We start from the raw sequence: 15,616 nt of genomic DNA on the forward strand, positions 1-15,616 counted from the left end.
CCATGGCCGAGGGTTATAGGCGGGGGCCGGGTCTTCCCGGGTGATGCGCCGCGTGATCACGGGCCGGTCCCGCCTGCCTCCTGCCGGGTACCGCCGCTCGCACGCCACAGAAGAGAGACCCCACCCATGTCCTGGCTGTCCAGATTCAGCCTCGCACAACGGGCCCTGATAGGCCTGATGTCGATCGTCGCGATCGTCTTCGGGGCGATCGCCATTCCGCAGCTCAAGCAGCAACTGCTGCCCACCATCGAACTGCCGATGGTGTCGGTGCTCGCCCCCTATCAGGGCGCGTCCCCCGACGTGGTCGAGAAGCAGGTCGTCGAGCCGCTCGAAAAGAACATCAAGGCCGTCAGCGGAGTCAAGGGCATCACGTCCACGGCGTCCGAGGGCAACGCCGTGATCATGGCGACCTTCGATTACGGCACGGGTACGAAGCAGCTCGTCGCCGACATCCAGCAGGCCGTCAACCGGTCCCGCACCCAGATCCCCTCGGAAGTCGACCCGCAGGTCGTGGCCGGCTCCACCGACGACATGCCGACCGTCGTGCTCGCGGTCACCTCCGACAAGGACCAGCAGGCGCTCGCCGACCAGCTGGACCGCACGGTCGTCCCGGCCCTGGAGGACATCAAGGGCGTCGGCCGCGTCAGCGTCGACGGCGTCCAGGACCTCCAGGTCAACGTCACGCCCGACCCGAAGAAGCTGGCCGCGGCCGGCCTCAACACGATGACGCTCGGCGACGCCCTGAAGGCGGGCGGCGCCACCATCCCCGGCGGCTCGTTCTCCGAGGACGGCAAGAGCCGCACGGTCCAGGTCGGCGCCCCGTACACCTCGCTGAAGCAGATCGAGGACCTGCGGATCAAGCCGCAGCAGGGTGCCACGGTCCGCCTCGGTGACATCGCCACCGTCAAGCAGCAGCCCTCCCAGCGGGTCTCCATCACCCGCACCAACGGCAAGCCGAGCCTCGCCGTGATGGCCACCATGGACCACGACGGCAGCGCCGTCGCGATCTCCAAGGACGTCAAGGACAAGCTGCCCGACCTGAAGAAGGACCTCGGCTCGGGCGCCGAGCTCACCGTCGTCTCGGACCAGGGCCCGCAGGTCTCCAAGGCCATCTCCGGCCTGACCACCGAGGGCGCGCTCGGCCTGCTCTTCGCGGTGCTCGTGATCCTGCTCTTCCTGGCGTCCATCCGCTCGACGCTGGTGACCGCGGTCTCCATCCCGCTGTCCGTGGTCCTCGCGCTGATCGTGCTGTGGACGCAGGACCTCTCCCTCAACATGCTGACCCTGGGCGCGCTGACGATCGCGATCGGCCGGGTCGTCGACGACTCGATCGTGGTCCTGGAGAACATCAAGCGCCACCTCGGCTACGGCGAGGAGCGCCAGGAGGCGATCCTCGCGGCGGTCAAGGAGGTCGCCGGCGCGGTCACCGCCTCGACGCTCACCACCGTCGCGGTCTTCCTCCCGATCGCCTTCGTGAACGGCATGGTGGGCGAGCTGTTCGGCTCGTTCAGCCTCACCGTCACCGCGGCCCTGCTCGCCTCGCTGCTCGTCTCGCTGACCGTCGTCCCGGTCCTGTCGTACTGGTTCCTGCGCGCGCCCAAGGCGATCGCGGGCATCGACCCGGACGAGGCGCGCCGCAGGGCCGAGGAGAAGGAGAACAAGGCCCGCCTCCAGCGGATGTACGTTCCGGTCCTCCGCTTCGCCACCCGGCGCCGCCTCACCAGCGTGCTGATCGCGGTCGTGATCCTGATCGGCACGTTCGGCATGGCCGGCCTCCTGAAGACCAACTTCTTCGACCAGGGCGAGCAGGACACCCTCTCGATCAAGCAGGAGCTGGCCCCGGGCACCAGCCTGGACGCGGCGGACGCGGCCTCCAAGAAGGTCGAGCAGATCCTCGCCGCCGACCCGGCGGTCAAGAGCTACCAGGTCACCGTCGGCTCCTCCGGCTTCATGGCGGCCTTCGGCGGCGGCACCGGCGCCAACCAGGCCTCGTACACCGTGACGCTGAAGAGCGCGGGCGACTACGACAAGGCGCACGACCGGCTTGAGGCGGCCCTCAAGGGCCAGCCGGGCAACCCGGCCATCTCGACCGGCGGCGGCTTCGGCAGCCAGGACCTGAGCGTGGTCGTCAAGGCGGCCGACGGCGACGTCCTGAAGAAGGCCTCGGAGCAGGTCCGCCAGGCGGTCGCGAGCCTCAAGGACGTCAGCGACGTCCAGAGCGACCTGGCGCAGAGCGTGCCACGGGTCTCGGTGCAGCCCAACGACAAGGCGGCCGACGCGGGCTTCAACCAGACCACCCTCGGCATGGCCGTCGCCCAGCAGGTGCGGGGCACCCAGGTCACCAAGGCGATCATGGGCGACTCCGAGCGTGATGTGTACATCACCGCGGCCGACCCGGCCACCACGGTGGACCAGCTCAAGAACCTCGTCCTCGGCCCGGTCAAGCTCGGTGACATCGCCGACGTGAAGCTGGTCCCCGGCCCGGTCTCGATGACCCGGATCGACGGCGCCCGCTCCGCGACCATCACCGCCAAGCCGGTCGGCGACAACACCGGCAAGGTCAGCACCGACCTCCAGGCCAAGATCAAGGACCTGAAGCTGCCGTCCGGCGCCACCGCCTCCATCGGCGGCGTCTCCTCGGACCAGTCGGACGCGTTCAAGAACCTGGGCCTGGCGATGCTGGCGGCGATCGCGATCGTCTTCATGCTCCTGGTCGCGACGTTCAAGTCGCTGATCCAGCCGCTGATCCTGCTCGTCGCGATCCCGTTCGCGGCGACCGGCGCGATCGGCCTCCTGATAGCGACCGGCACCCCGATGGGCGTCCCGGCGATGATCGGCATGCTCATGCTGATCGGCATCGTGGTCACCAACGCGATCGTCCTGATCGACCTGATCAACCAGTACCGCAAGCAGGGTCTCGGCGTCGTCGAGGCGGTCGTCGAGGGCGGTCGCCACCGCCTGCGCCCGATCCTCATGACGGCACTGGCGACGATCTTCGCGCTGCTCCCGATGGCGCTCGGCGTCACGGGCGAGGGCGGCTTCATAGCCCAGCCGCTCGCGGTCGTGGTGATCGGCGGTCTGGTGACGTCGACCCTCCTGACGCTGCTCCTGGTGCCGACGCTCTACGCGATGGTCGAGCTCCGCAAGGAGCGCAAGGCCGAGAAGAAGGCGGCCAAGCGCGCCAGGAAGGCGGGGCTCCCGGCCCCGTCGGACGACTCCGACCAGCTGGAGCCCGCCAACGCCTGACCCGGGCCCGCAACGAAGCCCGGCCAGGTCCCACAACGACGAAGGCCGCCCCTCCGACCGGGGGGCGGCCTTCCGTCGTGTTCCGGGCGGCTACGGCAGCGCCAGCATCCGCTCCAGGGCCAGCTTCGCGAAGCTCTCGGTCTCCTTGTCGACCTGGATCTGGTTGATCAGCTTGCCCTCGGCGAGCGATTCCAGGGTCCACACCAGGTGGGGGAGGTCGATGCGGTTCATGGTCGAGCAGAAGCAGACCGTCTTGTCGAGGAAGACGATCTCCTTGTCCTCGGCGGCGAACCGGTTGGCCAGCCGCCGCACCAGGTTCAGCTCGGTGCCGATCGCCCACTTCGAGCCGCGCGGGGCGGCCTCCAGGGCCTTGATGATGTACTCGGTCGAGCCGACGTAGTCCGCCGCGGCCACGACCTCGTGCTTGCACTCGGGGTGCACCAGGACGTTCACGCCCGGGATCCGCTCACGTACGTCGTTCACCGAGTCCAGCGAGAAGCGGCCGTGCACCGAGCAGTGCCCGCGCCACAGGATCATCTTGGCGCCCCGCAGCTCCTCGACGGTGAGCCCGCCGTTCGGCTTGTGCGGGTTGTACAGCACGCAGTCGTCGAGGGACATGCCGAGCTCGCGCACCGCGGTGTTGCGGCCCAGGTGCTGGTCGGGCAGGAACAGAACCTTCTCTCCCTGCTCGAAGGCCCAGTTCAGGGCGCGCTCGGCGTTGGAGGAGGTGCAGATGGTGCCGCCGTGCTTGCCGGTGAACGCCTTGATGTCGGCCGAGGAGTTCATGTACGAGACGGGCACGACCTGCTCGGCTATGCCGGCCTCGGTCAGCACGTCCCAGCACTCGGCGACCTGCTCGGCGGTGGCCATGTCGGCCATCGAGCAGCCCGCGGCGAGGTCCGGCAGGACGACCTTCTGGTCGTCACCGGTCAGGATGTCCGCGGACTCGGCCATGAAGTGCACACCGCAGAACACGATGTATTCGGCCTCGGGCTTCGCGGCGGCGTCCTTGGCCAGCTTGAACGAGTCGCCCGTCACATCGGCGAACTCGATGACCTCGTCGCGCTGGTAGTGGTGCCCGAGGATGAAGACCTTGTCCCCGAGCTTCGCCTTGGCCGCGCGGGCGCGTGCCACCAGGTCCGGGTCGGAGGGCGAAGGAAGGTCGCCGGGACATTCCACGCCCCGCTCGCTCTTGGGGTCGGCCTCGCGGCCGAGCAGGAGCAGCGCGAGCGGCGTCGGCTGGACGTCGAGCTCGACGCGGCCGGCGGTTTCCTGACGGGGCTGGGCGGTGGTCACGTCACGCACCCTTTCTGTTTCCTGAGCAGTGCGGCGGAGCCGCTCCAGTGGCCCCGGTGCTTCCACCGAGGGGTTTTCGTCTAAATGACGCTATCTATCATAACTGCTTCACGTCACTTTGACGATGGCCATAGCGTCGATGTGACGCACCCGGCCCGCGCCCGCTCCCGTAGGAGTTGTCCACAGGCCTTTCCTCGCCCGCCACCTCGTGTGCGAGCATGAAAGGGAAGAACCCGGAATGAATCCGGGGCTCCGCCGGTTGCAACCGTCGGCAAGCAGTCTCCGTACAACCCGGGAGAGAAGCAGATGTCCGTATCGGACGAGACCACCACCGTGAGCGACGGCATCCTCCTGTCCGACGCCGCCGCGGCCAAGGTCAAGGGCCTCCTTGAGCAGGAAGGCCGGGACGACCTGGCGCTGCGCGTCGCGGTTCAGCCGGGCGGCTGCTCCGGCCTGCGCTACCAGCTGTTCTTCGACGAGCGCTCGCTCGACGGCGATGTCGTCAAGGACTTCGACGGCGTCAAGGTCGTCACCGACCGCATGAGCGCCCCGTACCTGGGCGGCGCCTCGATCGACTTCGTCGACACCATCGAGAAGCAGGGCTTCACGATCGACAACCCGAACGCGACGGGTTCCTGCGCCTGCGGCGACTCCTTCAGCTAAGCCTCGCGGCAGCCGAAAGGCGGGTGTCCCCGGTCACCGGGGGCACCCGCCTTCGCCATGTCCAAAAGCGTCGGCGCTACTTCTTCGGCAGCTCCTTGCCGGTGTCCGCGTCGAGCACCTTGCGGGCCCCGAGCGCCTCGTGCAGCTGCACCGGGACCGTCTGCTGCTTGGCCAGCATGATGCACATCTTCTTCGGGTCCTTGACCTGCCCGGTCACCTTGACCCGCACGCCGTCGCCGCTCTCGTCGGCGGTCGCCGTGTACGTGCTGCACACCCCGCCCCAGAACGTCACGTTCAGGGTCCGCCCGTCCGGTGCGACGGCGTACGACTCAAGCGCCTGGCCGTGCGTGCCCGGCGCGGTGGCCGACCCCGAAGGCGGCGGCACGGGAGCGCCGGTCGGCGGCTTGGCGATGTACTGAGGTGCCACCGCCGGAGCCGTGATCGTGAACGGCTGACCGGCGTCCGGCTTCACCTGGAACAGCCACGACGGTACGAGGCTCGGCGTGCCGTCCACGAACTGCGCGGCGAGCCCGAAGGTGGCCCCGTCGATCGTCACGGTCGAGGGCGTGGGCTGCTTGCACGGCTGGATGTTGCCCTGCGGATCGCTGGGCAGCCGGCCCTTGGTCGGCTGGCCCTCCACCGGCACCGGCCCCGTGCAGTCCTTGGGCTTCGGCCGCTCGGTGACGTGGCTGTTGAGCTGCGCCAGCGTCTGGTCCGCGCTGATCACCGGATACGTGACGCCCTTGTCCGGCGTCTTCAACTGGCCGCTGCCGCCCACCACTTGACCGTCCGGGCCGACCTGGATGCCGGTCGTCCAGCCGTAGGTGGGAAGCCCGTCGACGACCGGGTCGGCGTTCACCACGCGGGCCGAGGCCAGGATCTCCTTGGCGTCCAGCTTGGCGTCGTCCTGGCCGAGCGCCTTGAGGACCGGCGCCGCGGCCGCCTTCGCTGCCTGCTCGCTCACCGGGCTGCCGGAGCCCGCGCCGCCGCCGTTGCCCGCACCGCCTCCGGTGTCGGCGCCCGTCGTGTGCATCGGACACATCTTGCCCTTGGGGCAGTTGTCCGAGCCGCCGGCTCCGTACCGCGCGAACGTCCATGTGCCCGGCGCCTTCTGACTGACCATCAGGACCGGGCCCGAGCCGTCCTTCGTCACGCCCGCCTTCCAGCTGTCGCCTTCGAGGCGCACCGCCCCGTCGACCCCCAGCGCCCGGGCGAGCCGGGTCACATCGGCCTCGCTCACCGTGCCTCGCGGCTGGTGGACGGACGCCTTGCCGGGGCCGTCGGGCAGCTTGACCGACGCCCGGTAGACCACCCCGTTGGGGTCCGGCTCACCGGGTGCGATCCCGTTGCCGCCGTCACTGCCGCCGGCGCCCCCGCCCGGGGTGCTGTCGAGTGCGAGCGGCGGAGGCGCTCCGTTCCCGCCGGGCGTACTGCCACCGCCCGAGGACGCCGTCGAGGCCCAGTACGCCCCACCGCCACCCGCGGCCAGTACGGCCACGGCGGCCGCGGCGAGGATCAAGGGAGATCGTCGCGAACGCCGCTGTTCGGGCTCGTCCTGCGTGTGCTCGCTGCTCACCAGATCGCTCCTGTCCAGTCGTATCCCGCATCCCCTTTACGAGGGACGGCGATTGGACGGAGCGGGGGAGCGCACGGTTCCATCCCGTGCGCCGCACCCGTGCGATCAGGCCGTTTCAGTCCCCGTATTCGGACATGTCCGCGATCAGCCGTACCGAAGACGGCGGGATCGTCACACCGTGGATCCGGGACGGCGGCACCGGCGCGGGAGCGTTCCGCGCGGGCACCACCCAGTGCGGAGCCATCCGCGCACAGTCCCCGCGCAGCTCCTCCAGACCAGGAAGATCGGCCGCCACCCCGTGCCCGCTGCTCAACTTGGTTTCCATGCTTCGCACCGTACGCATCGGGAAGCGTGCGCAGAAAGACCTACTATTGGGTAGTTTCCGCCGGTCGGCCCAGTGGGGCCGACCCGGTAGCGTGAACCGTCAACGCCCGCCCCTCCGCATTCTCATCAGGAGCGCCCCCGCCGTGCGTATCGCAGTCACCGGCTCCATCGCCACCGACCACCTCATGACCTTCCCCGGCCGATTCGCCGACCAGCTGGTCGCCGACCAGCTGCACACGGTCTCCCTCTCCTTCCTGGTCGACAACCTCGACGTACGCCGTGGCGGTGTCGGTCCGAACATCTGCTTCGGCATGGGCCAGCTCGGCGGCCGGCCGATCCTGGTCGGCGCGGCCGGATCCGACTTCGACGAGTACCGCGCCTGGCTCGACCGGCACGGCGTCGACACCGGCTCGGTGCGGATCTCCGAGGTCCTGCACACCGCCCGCTTCGTGTGCACCACCGACGCCGACCACAACCAGATCGGCTCCTTCTACACGGGCGCGATGAGCGAGGCCCGCCAGATCGAGCTGAAGGCCGTCGCCGACCGCGTGGGCGGCCTCGACCTCGTCCTGATCGGCGCGGACGACCCCGAGGCGATGCTGCGCCACACCGAGGAGTGCAAGGCGCGGGGTATCCCCTTCGCCGCCGACTTCTCGCAGCAGATCGCCCGCATGTCCGGCGACGACATCCGCACCCTGCTCGAAGGCGCCACCTACCTCTTCTCCAACGAGTACGAGAAGGGGCTCATCGAGAACAAGACCGGCTGGAGCGACGAGGAGATCCTCGCCAAGGTCGGCTACCGGGTCACCACGCTCGGCTCGCGCGGCGTGCGCATCGACAAGGTCGGCGCCGAGCCGATCGTCGTCGGCGTCCCGGAGGAGGAGGCCAAGGTCGACCCGACGGGCGTGGGCGACGCCTTCCGCGCCGGGTTCCTGACCGGCCTGTCCTGGGGCGTCGGGCACGAGCGGGCCGCCCAGCTCGGCTGCATGCTGGCCACCCTGGTCATCGAGACCCTCGGCACCCAGGAGTACACCCTGCGCCGGGCCCACTTCATGGACCGCTTCACCAAGGCGTACGGCGACGAGGCCGCCGCCGAGGTGCGGGCCCACCTCCAGTAGGACTCAGCTGACGCGGCGCACCCGGTAGGCGGTTCCGCCCTCTGCCGGGTGCTCGCCCAGGTACTCCTGGCCCCGCATCTCGCACCACGCCGGGATGTCGAGGCGGGCCGCCTCGTCGTCGGCGAGCACCGTCACGACACCGCCCACGGGCACGTTCCCGATCGCCTTCGCGAGTTCGATGACCGGGATCGGGCAGAGCCGGCCGAGCGAGTCCACCACGAACTCCTCGGCGTCGGCGGGCCCGGCCGTCGCGACCGGCGCCCCGAGCTTCGTCCGCACCGACGCGACCACCCCCGGCAGCACGTCGAGGAACCGGTCGACTTCCTCCGCCGCAGTGCCGAGCGGCAGCGACACCCGGACGTTTCCCTCGCTCAGCACCCCCATGGCGCGCAGCACATGGCTGGGCGTCAGGGTGCTGCTCGTGCAGGACGAACCGGAAGAAACGGAGAATTCCGCCCGGTCGAGCTCGTGCAGCAGGGTCTCTCCGTCGACATAGAGACAGGAGAAGGTGACCAGATGCGGCAGCCGCCGCACCGGATCGCCGACCACCTCGACATCCGGCACCAGCTCCACGACCCGGGTGCGGATCCGCTCCACCAGGCCCCGCAGGCGTGCCGATTCGGCCTCGGCCTCCGCCCGTACGGCCCGCAACGAAGCGGCCGCCGCCACGATCGCCGGGATGTTCTCGAAGCCGGCCGCGCGCCCCGACTCCCGCTCGTCGGCGGGCCCTTGAGGCGCGAACCGGACGCCCTTGCGCACCGCGAGCAGCCCGACTCCTGCCGGGCCGCCCCATTTGTGGGCACTCGCCGCGAGGATCGACCAGGCACCCTCGACCGGCCCCCAGGCCAGCGACTGGGCCGCGTCCACGAGCAGCGGCACGCCCGCCGCCCGGCACGCCTCGGCCACCTCGGCCACCGGCTGGAGGGTGCCCACCTCGTGGTTGGCGGACTGGAGGCAGGCGAGCGCGGTGTGGGGCCGCAGGGCCGCGGCGTACGCGTCGGGGGAGACCCGGCCCGTACGGTCCACCGCGACCTCCGTCACCGCACCGCCGTCCGCCTCGTGGGAGGCGGCCGAATGGAGGACGGAGGAGTGCTCGACCGCGGACACCGCCAGATGCCGCCCGACACGCCGACGCCCGGACAAGGATCCGTAAATTCCGGAGTGCACCGCACGCGTCCCCGAACTGGTGAAGCTGAGCTCGTCCGGGCGGCAGCCGACGGCCTCCGCGGCGGCCTCCCGCGCCGCGTCCAGGAGCAGCCGGGCGCGCCTGCCCTCCCGGTAGAGCCGGGCCGGATCGGCCCACCCCTCGTCCAAGGAGGCTTGCAGGGCCTGGCGGGCGACGGGGTGCAGGGGGGCCGAGGAGGCCGCGTCGAAGTAGGGCACCCGGCCACGCTAACCCCGGCCCGGCGCGCGGGCCGCGGGGGACGGGGCGAGGGGTCGTCAGATGGCGCCCGGAGGCCGGGATTCCACCGTGGCTCCACCCCTTCGGGGACTCGGACGGCGCGTTGGGCACCCTCCCCGCGCGACCCCAAATAGCGTCCAGTAGGGTTTGGTCCGCATAAACATCCAAACCCCTGCCCGTGTGCCAGGGCGGCGACCGACCAGCGAGACGGCCGTAGCCGACCACCGCGGGCGAGACTCTCGGGAAGGCGCTACGTGAGTCCCAACGGCTCCGACCGCTCGTCGCGGCGCCCGATGCGGCGGAAGCTGCCGCAGGTGCTGACTGCGGGCCTGGTCCTGGCGACAGCATCCGGTTGCTCGTACAACTGGAAAGACTTCCCTCGACTTGGTATGCCCACTCCGGTGACGGACGAGGCTCCCAGGATCCTGTCCCTCTGGCAGGGCTCGTGGGCGGCTGCGCTCGCCACGGGCGTGCTGGTCTGGGGCCTGATCCTGTGGAGCGTCATCTTCCACCGGCGCAGCCGCACCAAGGTCGAGGTACCCCCGCAGACCCGGTACAACATGCCCATCGAGGCGCTGTACACCGTGGTTCCGCTGATCATCGTCTCCGTGCTCTTCTACTTCACGGCACGCGACGAGACGAAGCTCCTGACTCTGTCCCCGAAGCCCGCCCACACGGTCAACGTGGTCGGCTATCAGTGGAGCTGGGGCTTCAACTACGTCGAGGACGTGCCCGGTGTTAAGGGCGACGCCAAGACGGACAAGAACCTGGCAGCGATCCCGGACCGGTTCAAGAAGGACTTCCCCGCGAACGCGGGCGGTGTCTACGACGTCGGCATCCCCGGCACCCGTAACCCGCAGACCGGAAACCCGGGCCCGACCCTGTGGCTGCCGAAGGGCGAGAAGGTCCGCTTCGTGCTGACTTCGCGCGACGTCATCCACTCCTTCTGGATCGTGCCGTTCCTGATGAAGCAGGACGTCATCCCGGGGCACACCAACTCGTTCGAGGTCACGCCGAACCAGGAAGGCACCTTCCTGGGCAAGTGCGCCGAACTCTGCGGCGTCGACCACTCGCGCATGCTCTTCAACGTGAAGGTCGTCTCCCCGGAGCGCTACCAGCAGCACCTCAAGGAGCTGGCGGCGAAGGGCCAGTCCGGCTACGTGCCGGCGGGCATCGCCCAGACCGACCCCGCCAAGAACGCGGAGACGAACAAACTGTGAGCATCCTCAACGAATCTCAGGGTGCCGCGGCAGCAGACGACTCGTACGAGAACGAGCTGCCGGTCCGGCGCAAGCAGCCGGGAAACGTCGTCATCAAGTGGTTGACCACCACTGATCACAAGACGATCGGCACGATGTACCTGGTCACGTCGTTCGCGTTCTTCTGCATCGGCGGGATCATGGCGCTCTTCATGCGCGCCGAACTCGCCCGCCCCGGCACGCAGATCATGTCGAACGAGCAGTTCAACCAGGCGTTCACGATGCACGGCACGATCATGCTGCTGATGTTCGCGACGCCGCTGTTCGCCGGATTCGCGAACTGGATCATGCCGCTGCAGATCGGCGCGCCCGACGTGGCGTTCCCGCGGCTGAACATGTTCGCCTACTGGCTCTACCTGTTCGGCTCGACCATCGCGGTCGGTGGCTTCCTCACCCCGCAGGGCGCGGCCGACTTCGGCTGGTTCGCCTACTCCCCGCTGTCGGACGCGGTCCGCTCGCCGGGCGTCGGCGCCGACATGTGGATCATGGGTCTGGCCTTCTCCGGCTTCGGCACGATCCTCGGCTCGGTCAACTTCATCACCACGATCATCTGCATGCGCGCTCCCGGCATGACGATGTTCCGTATGCCGATCTTCGTGTGGAACGTCCTGCTGACCGGTGTGCTGGTCCTGCTGGCCTTCCCGGTCCTCGCGGCCGCGCTGTTCGCCCTGGAGGCGGACCGCAAGTTCGGTGCGCATGTCTTCGACGCCAGTAATGGCGGCGCGATTCTCTGGCAACACCTCTTCTGGTTCTTCGGCCATCCAGAGGTGTACATCATCGCGTTGCCATTCTTCGGAATCATTTCCGAAGTGATCCCGGTGTTCAGTCGAAAGCCGATGTTCGGCTACAGCGGACTGATCGGCGCCACCATCGCGATCGCGGGTCTGTCCGTGACCGTGTGGGCGCACCACATGTACGTCACCGGTGGCGTGCTCCTGCCGTTCTTCTCCTTCATGACGTTCCTCATCGCCGTGCCGACGGGCGTGAAGTTCTTCAACTGGATCGGCACGATGTGGAAGGGCTCACTGTCCTTCGAGACACCCATGCTGTGGGCGATCGGCTTCCTGATCACCTTCACCTTCGGCGGTCTGACCGGCGTCATCCTGGCCTCGCCGCCGATGGACTTCCACGTCTCCGACTCGTACTTCGTCGTCGCGCACTTCCACTACGTCATCTTCGGCACCGTGGTCTTCGCGATGTTCTCCGGATTCCACTTCTGGTGGCCGAAGTTCACCGGAAAGATGCTGGACGAGCGGCTCGGCAAGATCACCTTCTGGACGCTGTTCGTGGGCTTCCACGGCACGTTCCTCGTCCAGCACTGGCTGGGTGTCGAGGGCATGCCGCGTCGTTACGCCGACTACCTGGCGGCCGACGGCTTCACCACCCTGAACACGATCTCGACGATCTCCTCGTTCCTGCTCGGTCTGTCGATCCTGCCGTTCTTCTACAACGTCTGGAAGACCGCCAAGTACGGCAAGAAGATCGAGGTCGACGACCCGTGGGGCTACGGCCGTTCGCTGGAGTGGGCGACCTCCTGCCCGCCGCCGCGGCACAACTTCCTCACGATGCCGCGCATTCGCTCCGAATCGCCGGCGTTCGACCTCCACCACCCCGAGATCGCGGCTCTCGACCAGCTCGAGAACCACGGCGACGTCCACGGTGACCACATGCTCACCGGTGGCAAGGAGGCCGGGAAGTGAAGATCCAGGGCAAGATGTTCCTGTGGCTGTCCGCCTTCATCCTGATCATGGCCGTCGTGTACGGCGTGTGGTCGAAGGAAGCGGCCGGAACCACCGCGCTCGTCATGGCCTTCGGCCTGAGCGTCATGATCGGCTTCTACCTGGCCTTCACGGCCCGGCGGGTCGACGTGGGCGCCCAGGACGACATGGAGGCCGATGTCGCGGACGACGCCGGTGAGGTCGGCTTCTTCTCGCCGCACTCCTGGCAGCCGCTCTCGCTCGGCATCGGCGGCGCCCTGGCCTTCCTCGCGATCGCCATGGGCTGGTGGCTGCTGTACTTCTCGGCTCCGCTGATCCTGGTCGGTCTCTACGGCTGGGTGTTCGAGTACTACCGCGGCGAGAACCAGAACCAGTAGTTCCGCGCCCGCCGCACCGCGCCATGAGGGGCCCTCCATCTCGCTGAGAGATGGAGGGCCCCTCGTTTGCAGTCACCCGGCGCGCCGGATCTGACGAACCTTCATACCGTGTGGTCATGAGCCACGCACCGCGCATCCGCACCGTAGTGAGCTGCACCCTCCTTGTCCTGTCCCTCGGTGTGGGGGCCACGGGGTGCGGCGGGTCAGACGCCAACCCGCTTTCGGCCAAGCCGTACGACGCGGCTGGGCAGGTCCTCTACAACGGCCCGGCGGGCAGTCAGAAAGCCGATCCCAACAAGCCCCTTGAGATCACCGCCAAGGGCAAGGAAGCCCGCCTCACGGACGTCACGGCCGTCGACGGCAACGGCCGCTACCTGGCGGGCGAACTGGCCGCCGACGGCAGCCGCTGGCACTCCACCGCCCCGTTGGTGGCCGGCGCGCACTACACGGTCAAGGTCTCCACGGAGAACGAGGACGGCTCCCCGGGGCTGCGCACGCTGACGTTCGACACGGCGGCGGTCACGGACGCCGTGGAGGTCGAATTCGGCCCGGACGCGGGCAAGTACGGCGTCGGACAGCCCATCACCGCGGAACTCAGCAAGCCGATCAAGGACAAGAAGGCCCGGGCGATCGTCGAACACGCCCTGATCGTCGAGTCGACGCCCAAGGTGGAGGGCAACTGGTACTGGGTGGGCGACAAGGTCCTGCACTACCGCCCCAAGGAGTACTGGCCCACCCACGCCACCATCAACGTCCACTCCAACCTGGAGGGCGTGAAGATCGCCGACAAGCTGTACGGCGGCCCCGGCAAGCCCCTGAAGATCACCACGGGCGACCGCGTCGAGGCCATCACCGACGCCGCCGGGCACTACATGACGGTCAAGCGCAACGGAGAAGTGATCAATACCATTCCGATCACCACCGGAAAGCCCGGCTTCTCCACCCGCAACGGCGTCAAGGTCGTCCTGGGCAAGCAGTACTTCGTACGCATGCGCGGGGAGACCGTCGGCATCTCCTCCAGCAGCTCGGACGGCTACGACCTGCCCGTCTACTACGCCACGAGGGTTACCTGGAGCGGCGAATACGTGCACGCCGCGCCCTGGTCCGTGGGCTCGCAGGGCTACGAGAACGTCAGCCACGGCTGTACGGGCATGAGCACCGGCAACGCGGCCTGGTTCTACGAGAACATCAACGAGGGCGACATCGTCAAGGTCGTCAACAGCATCGGCGAGGACATGACGCCCTTCGACAACGGGTTCGGCGACTGGAACGTGTCGTGGGACGAATGGCGCCAGGGCAGCGTCCTGCAGGACGACCTCAAGGCCGGGCAGAAGCGAGTGAACTCCGCCCGGCTGCGGCCGGGAGTGTGAGGTCAGGCACCCACGGCAAGCCGCTTGCGCAGCAGGGCGGCCAGGGCGTCCGCGAACTCGACCGGCTCGACCGGGAGGGTCACCGCGCCGTCCGCCCGGCTCCAGGTGGCCAGCCAGGCGTCCTGCGGGCGGCCGATGAGGAGCAGCACCGGCGGGCACTGGAAGACCTCGTCCTTGATCTGGCGGCAGACTCCCATGCCGCCGGCCGGAACCGCCTCGCCGTCCAGGACGCAGGCGTCGATGCCGCCGCGGTCCAGTTCCTTGAGGACCGCCGGCAGCGTCGCGCACTCCAGGAACTCGACCGGGGGCACATCGGAGGCGGGCCTGCGGCCGGCCGCGAGCCGCACCTGCGCGCGGGTGTTCGCGTCGTCGCTGTAGACCAGAACGGTGGCGCTCGACTGCATGGATCCTCCGAAGGTCCGGCGGATTCGCCGGCGTTGGCTCATGAACCGATGCGCGGATGCTACTCCGTCCGACTGCCCGTCAACACCGGTTCGGACAGCCCTTCGATGGGCCGTTCGGGCCCTGCATACGCCGCTGACACACCGAACGGCACCCCCCGGAGTGAGGGCGGGATAAGCGACCGACATAATGTCGGTCGTGGCGACAGCAACGACAGTAGAAACCGGGCACGCGCACCCGTCGGTCAATCGGCCGAACCTCACCAGCGTCGGAACCATCATCTGGTTGAGTTCCGAGCTGATGTTCTTCGCGGCCCTCTTCGCGATGTACTTCACTCTGCGATCGGTAACGGGTGCCGCGCACTGGTCCGAAATGGCCTCGTCCCTGAACCTTCCGTTCTCGGCGACCAACACCACGATCCTGGTGCTCTCTTCCCTGACCTGCCAGCTCGGCGTCTTCGCCGCGGAACGCGGCGATGTGAAGAAGCTCCGCACCTGGTTCATCATCACGTTCGTGATGGGTGCGATCTTCATCGGCGGCCAGGTCTTCGAGTACACCGAGCTGGTGAAGAAGGACGGCCTCTCGCTGTCCTCGGATCCTTACGGCTCGGTGTTCTACCTGACCACGGGCTTCCACGGACTGCATGTGACGGGCGGCCTGATCGCCTTCCTGCTGGTTCTGGGCAGGACGTACGCGGCCAAGAGGTTCACCCACGAGCAGGCGACCGCGGCCATCGTCGTGTCCTATTACTGGCACTTCGTCGATGTCGTGTGGATCGGCCTCTTCGCCACGATCTACCTGATCCAGTAACCGGGCCCGTAGGTCCGCACCACATCCAGCATCGACGCAGAAGATCCTGACACCG

General features: G+C 68.5%; 13 protein-coding genes. 8 read left to right on the forward strand and 5 right to left on the reverse strand.

The genetic code is table 11. The features are described 5' to 3' along the window. The first annotated feature begins 126 nt into the window (after nucleotides 1-126). A complete protein-coding gene (locus ADK54_RS23675; protein ID WP_053727703.1) occupies nucleotides 127-3,246 on the forward strand; it encodes an efflux RND transporter permease subunit in 3,120 nt (1,039 codons plus the stop codon). 90 nt (nucleotides 3,247-3,336) lie between these two features. Here ADK54_RS23675 and nadA read toward each other — a convergent pair whose 3' ends face one another. Next, nucleotides 3,337-4,551: a quinolinate synthase NadA gene (nadA, locus tag ADK54_RS23680; protein ID WP_053727704.1), complete on the reverse strand. Its 1,215-nt coding sequence runs from the start codon at nucleotides 4,549-4,551 to the stop codon at nucleotides 3,337-3,339. 297 nt (nucleotides 4,552-4,848) lie between these two features. On the opposite strand from nadA, the gene ADK54_RS23685 reads away from it, so the two are divergent. Then, nucleotides 4,849-5,205 carry a HesB/IscA family protein gene (locus tag ADK54_RS23685; RefSeq protein ID WP_030933606.1) on the forward strand — a complete coding sequence of 119 codons (357 nt, stop codon included), beginning with the start codon at nucleotides 4,849-4,851 and terminating at the stop codon, nucleotides 5,203-5,205. Nucleotides 5,206-5,281: 76 nt separating this feature from the next. Here the strand turns inward: ADK54_RS23685 and ADK54_RS23690 are convergent, their stop codons facing one another. Together ADK54_RS23690 and ADK54_RS23695 are read right to left on the reverse strand one after the other, a co-directional pair. Then, a complete protein-coding gene (locus ADK54_RS23690; protein ID WP_053727705.1) occupies nucleotides 5,282-6,781 on the reverse strand; it encodes a hypothetical protein in 1,500 nt (499 codons plus the stop codon). Nucleotides 6,782-6,896: 115 nt separating this feature from the next. Further along, nucleotides 6,897-7,106, reverse strand: coding sequence for a hypothetical protein (locus ADK54_RS23695; RefSeq protein ID WP_053727706.1), 210 nt, complete (start codon nucleotides 7,104-7,106; stop codon nucleotides 6,897-6,899). Nucleotides 7,107-7,248: 142 nt separating this feature from the next. On the opposite strand from ADK54_RS23695, the gene ADK54_RS23700 reads away from it, so the two are divergent. Next, a complete protein-coding gene (locus ADK54_RS23700) occupies nucleotides 7,249-8,223 on the forward strand; it encodes a carbohydrate kinase family protein (RefSeq protein WP_053727707.1) in 975 nt (324 codons plus the stop codon). A gap of 3 nt (nucleotides 8,224-8,226) precedes the next feature. Here ADK54_RS23700 and ADK54_RS23705 read toward each other — a convergent pair whose 3' ends face one another. Continuing rightward, nucleotides 8,227-9,606: a cysteine desulfurase/sulfurtransferase TusA family protein gene (locus ADK54_RS23705; RefSeq protein WP_053727708.1), complete on the reverse strand. Its 1,380-nt coding sequence runs from the start codon at nucleotides 9,604-9,606 to the stop codon at nucleotides 8,227-8,229. A gap of 273 nt (nucleotides 9,607-9,879) precedes the next feature. Here ADK54_RS23705 and coxB point away from each other — a divergent pair, with 273 nt between their 5' ends. The 4 genes from coxB to ADK54_RS23725 all read left to right on the forward strand — a co-directional run bounded on the left by coxB (nucleotide 9,880) and on the right by ADK54_RS23725 (nucleotide 14,349). Next, on the forward strand, nucleotides 9,880-10,845 hold the full coding sequence (coxB, locus tag ADK54_RS23710) for a cytochrome c oxidase subunit II (protein WP_053727709.1): 966 nt from the start codon (nucleotides 9,880-9,882) through the stop codon (nucleotides 10,843-10,845). Further along, nucleotides 10,842-12,584 (forward strand): cytochrome c oxidase subunit I, encoded by a 1,743-nt coding sequence (gene ctaD / locus ADK54_RS23715; RefSeq protein ID WP_053727710.1) that lies wholly within the window; start codon nucleotides 10,842-10,844, stop codon nucleotides 12,582-12,584. The genes coxB and ctaD overlap by 4 nt, the downstream gene beginning before the upstream one ends. Beyond that, nucleotides 12,581-12,979 (forward strand): cytochrome c oxidase subunit 4, encoded by a 399-nt coding sequence (locus tag ADK54_RS23720; protein WP_053727711.1) that lies wholly within the window; start codon nucleotides 12,581-12,583, stop codon nucleotides 12,977-12,979. The genes ctaD and ADK54_RS23720 overlap by 4 nt, the downstream gene beginning before the upstream one ends. 116 nt (nucleotides 12,980-13,095) lie before the next feature. Further along, the gene (locus ADK54_RS23725) at nucleotides 13,096-14,349 is read left to right on the forward strand and encodes a L,D-transpeptidase (RefSeq protein ID WP_053727809.1); all 1,254 of its coding nucleotides are present in this window, start codon (nucleotides 13,096-13,098) and stop codon (nucleotides 14,347-14,349) included. Between the two features lie 2 nt (nucleotides 14,350-14,351). Here ADK54_RS23725 and ADK54_RS23730 read toward each other — a convergent pair whose 3' ends face one another. Next, nucleotides 14,352-14,753, reverse strand: coding sequence for a hypothetical protein (locus ADK54_RS23730; protein WP_053727712.1), 402 nt, complete (start codon nucleotides 14,751-14,753; stop codon nucleotides 14,352-14,354). 187 nt (nucleotides 14,754-14,940) lie between these two features. On the opposite strand from ADK54_RS23730, the gene ADK54_RS23735 reads away from it, so the two are divergent. After that, on the forward strand, nucleotides 14,941-15,561 hold the full coding sequence (locus tag ADK54_RS23735; RefSeq protein ID WP_053727713.1) for a cytochrome c oxidase subunit 3: 621 nt from the start codon (nucleotides 14,941-14,943) through the stop codon (nucleotides 15,559-15,561). Nucleotides 15,562-15,616: the final 55 nt, after the last annotated feature.

Origin of the sequence: Streptomyces sp. WM6378 (assembly GCF_001279695.1) — a bacterium.
Lineage (GTDB): Bacteria > Actinomycetota > Actinomycetes > Streptomycetales > Streptomycetaceae > Streptomyces.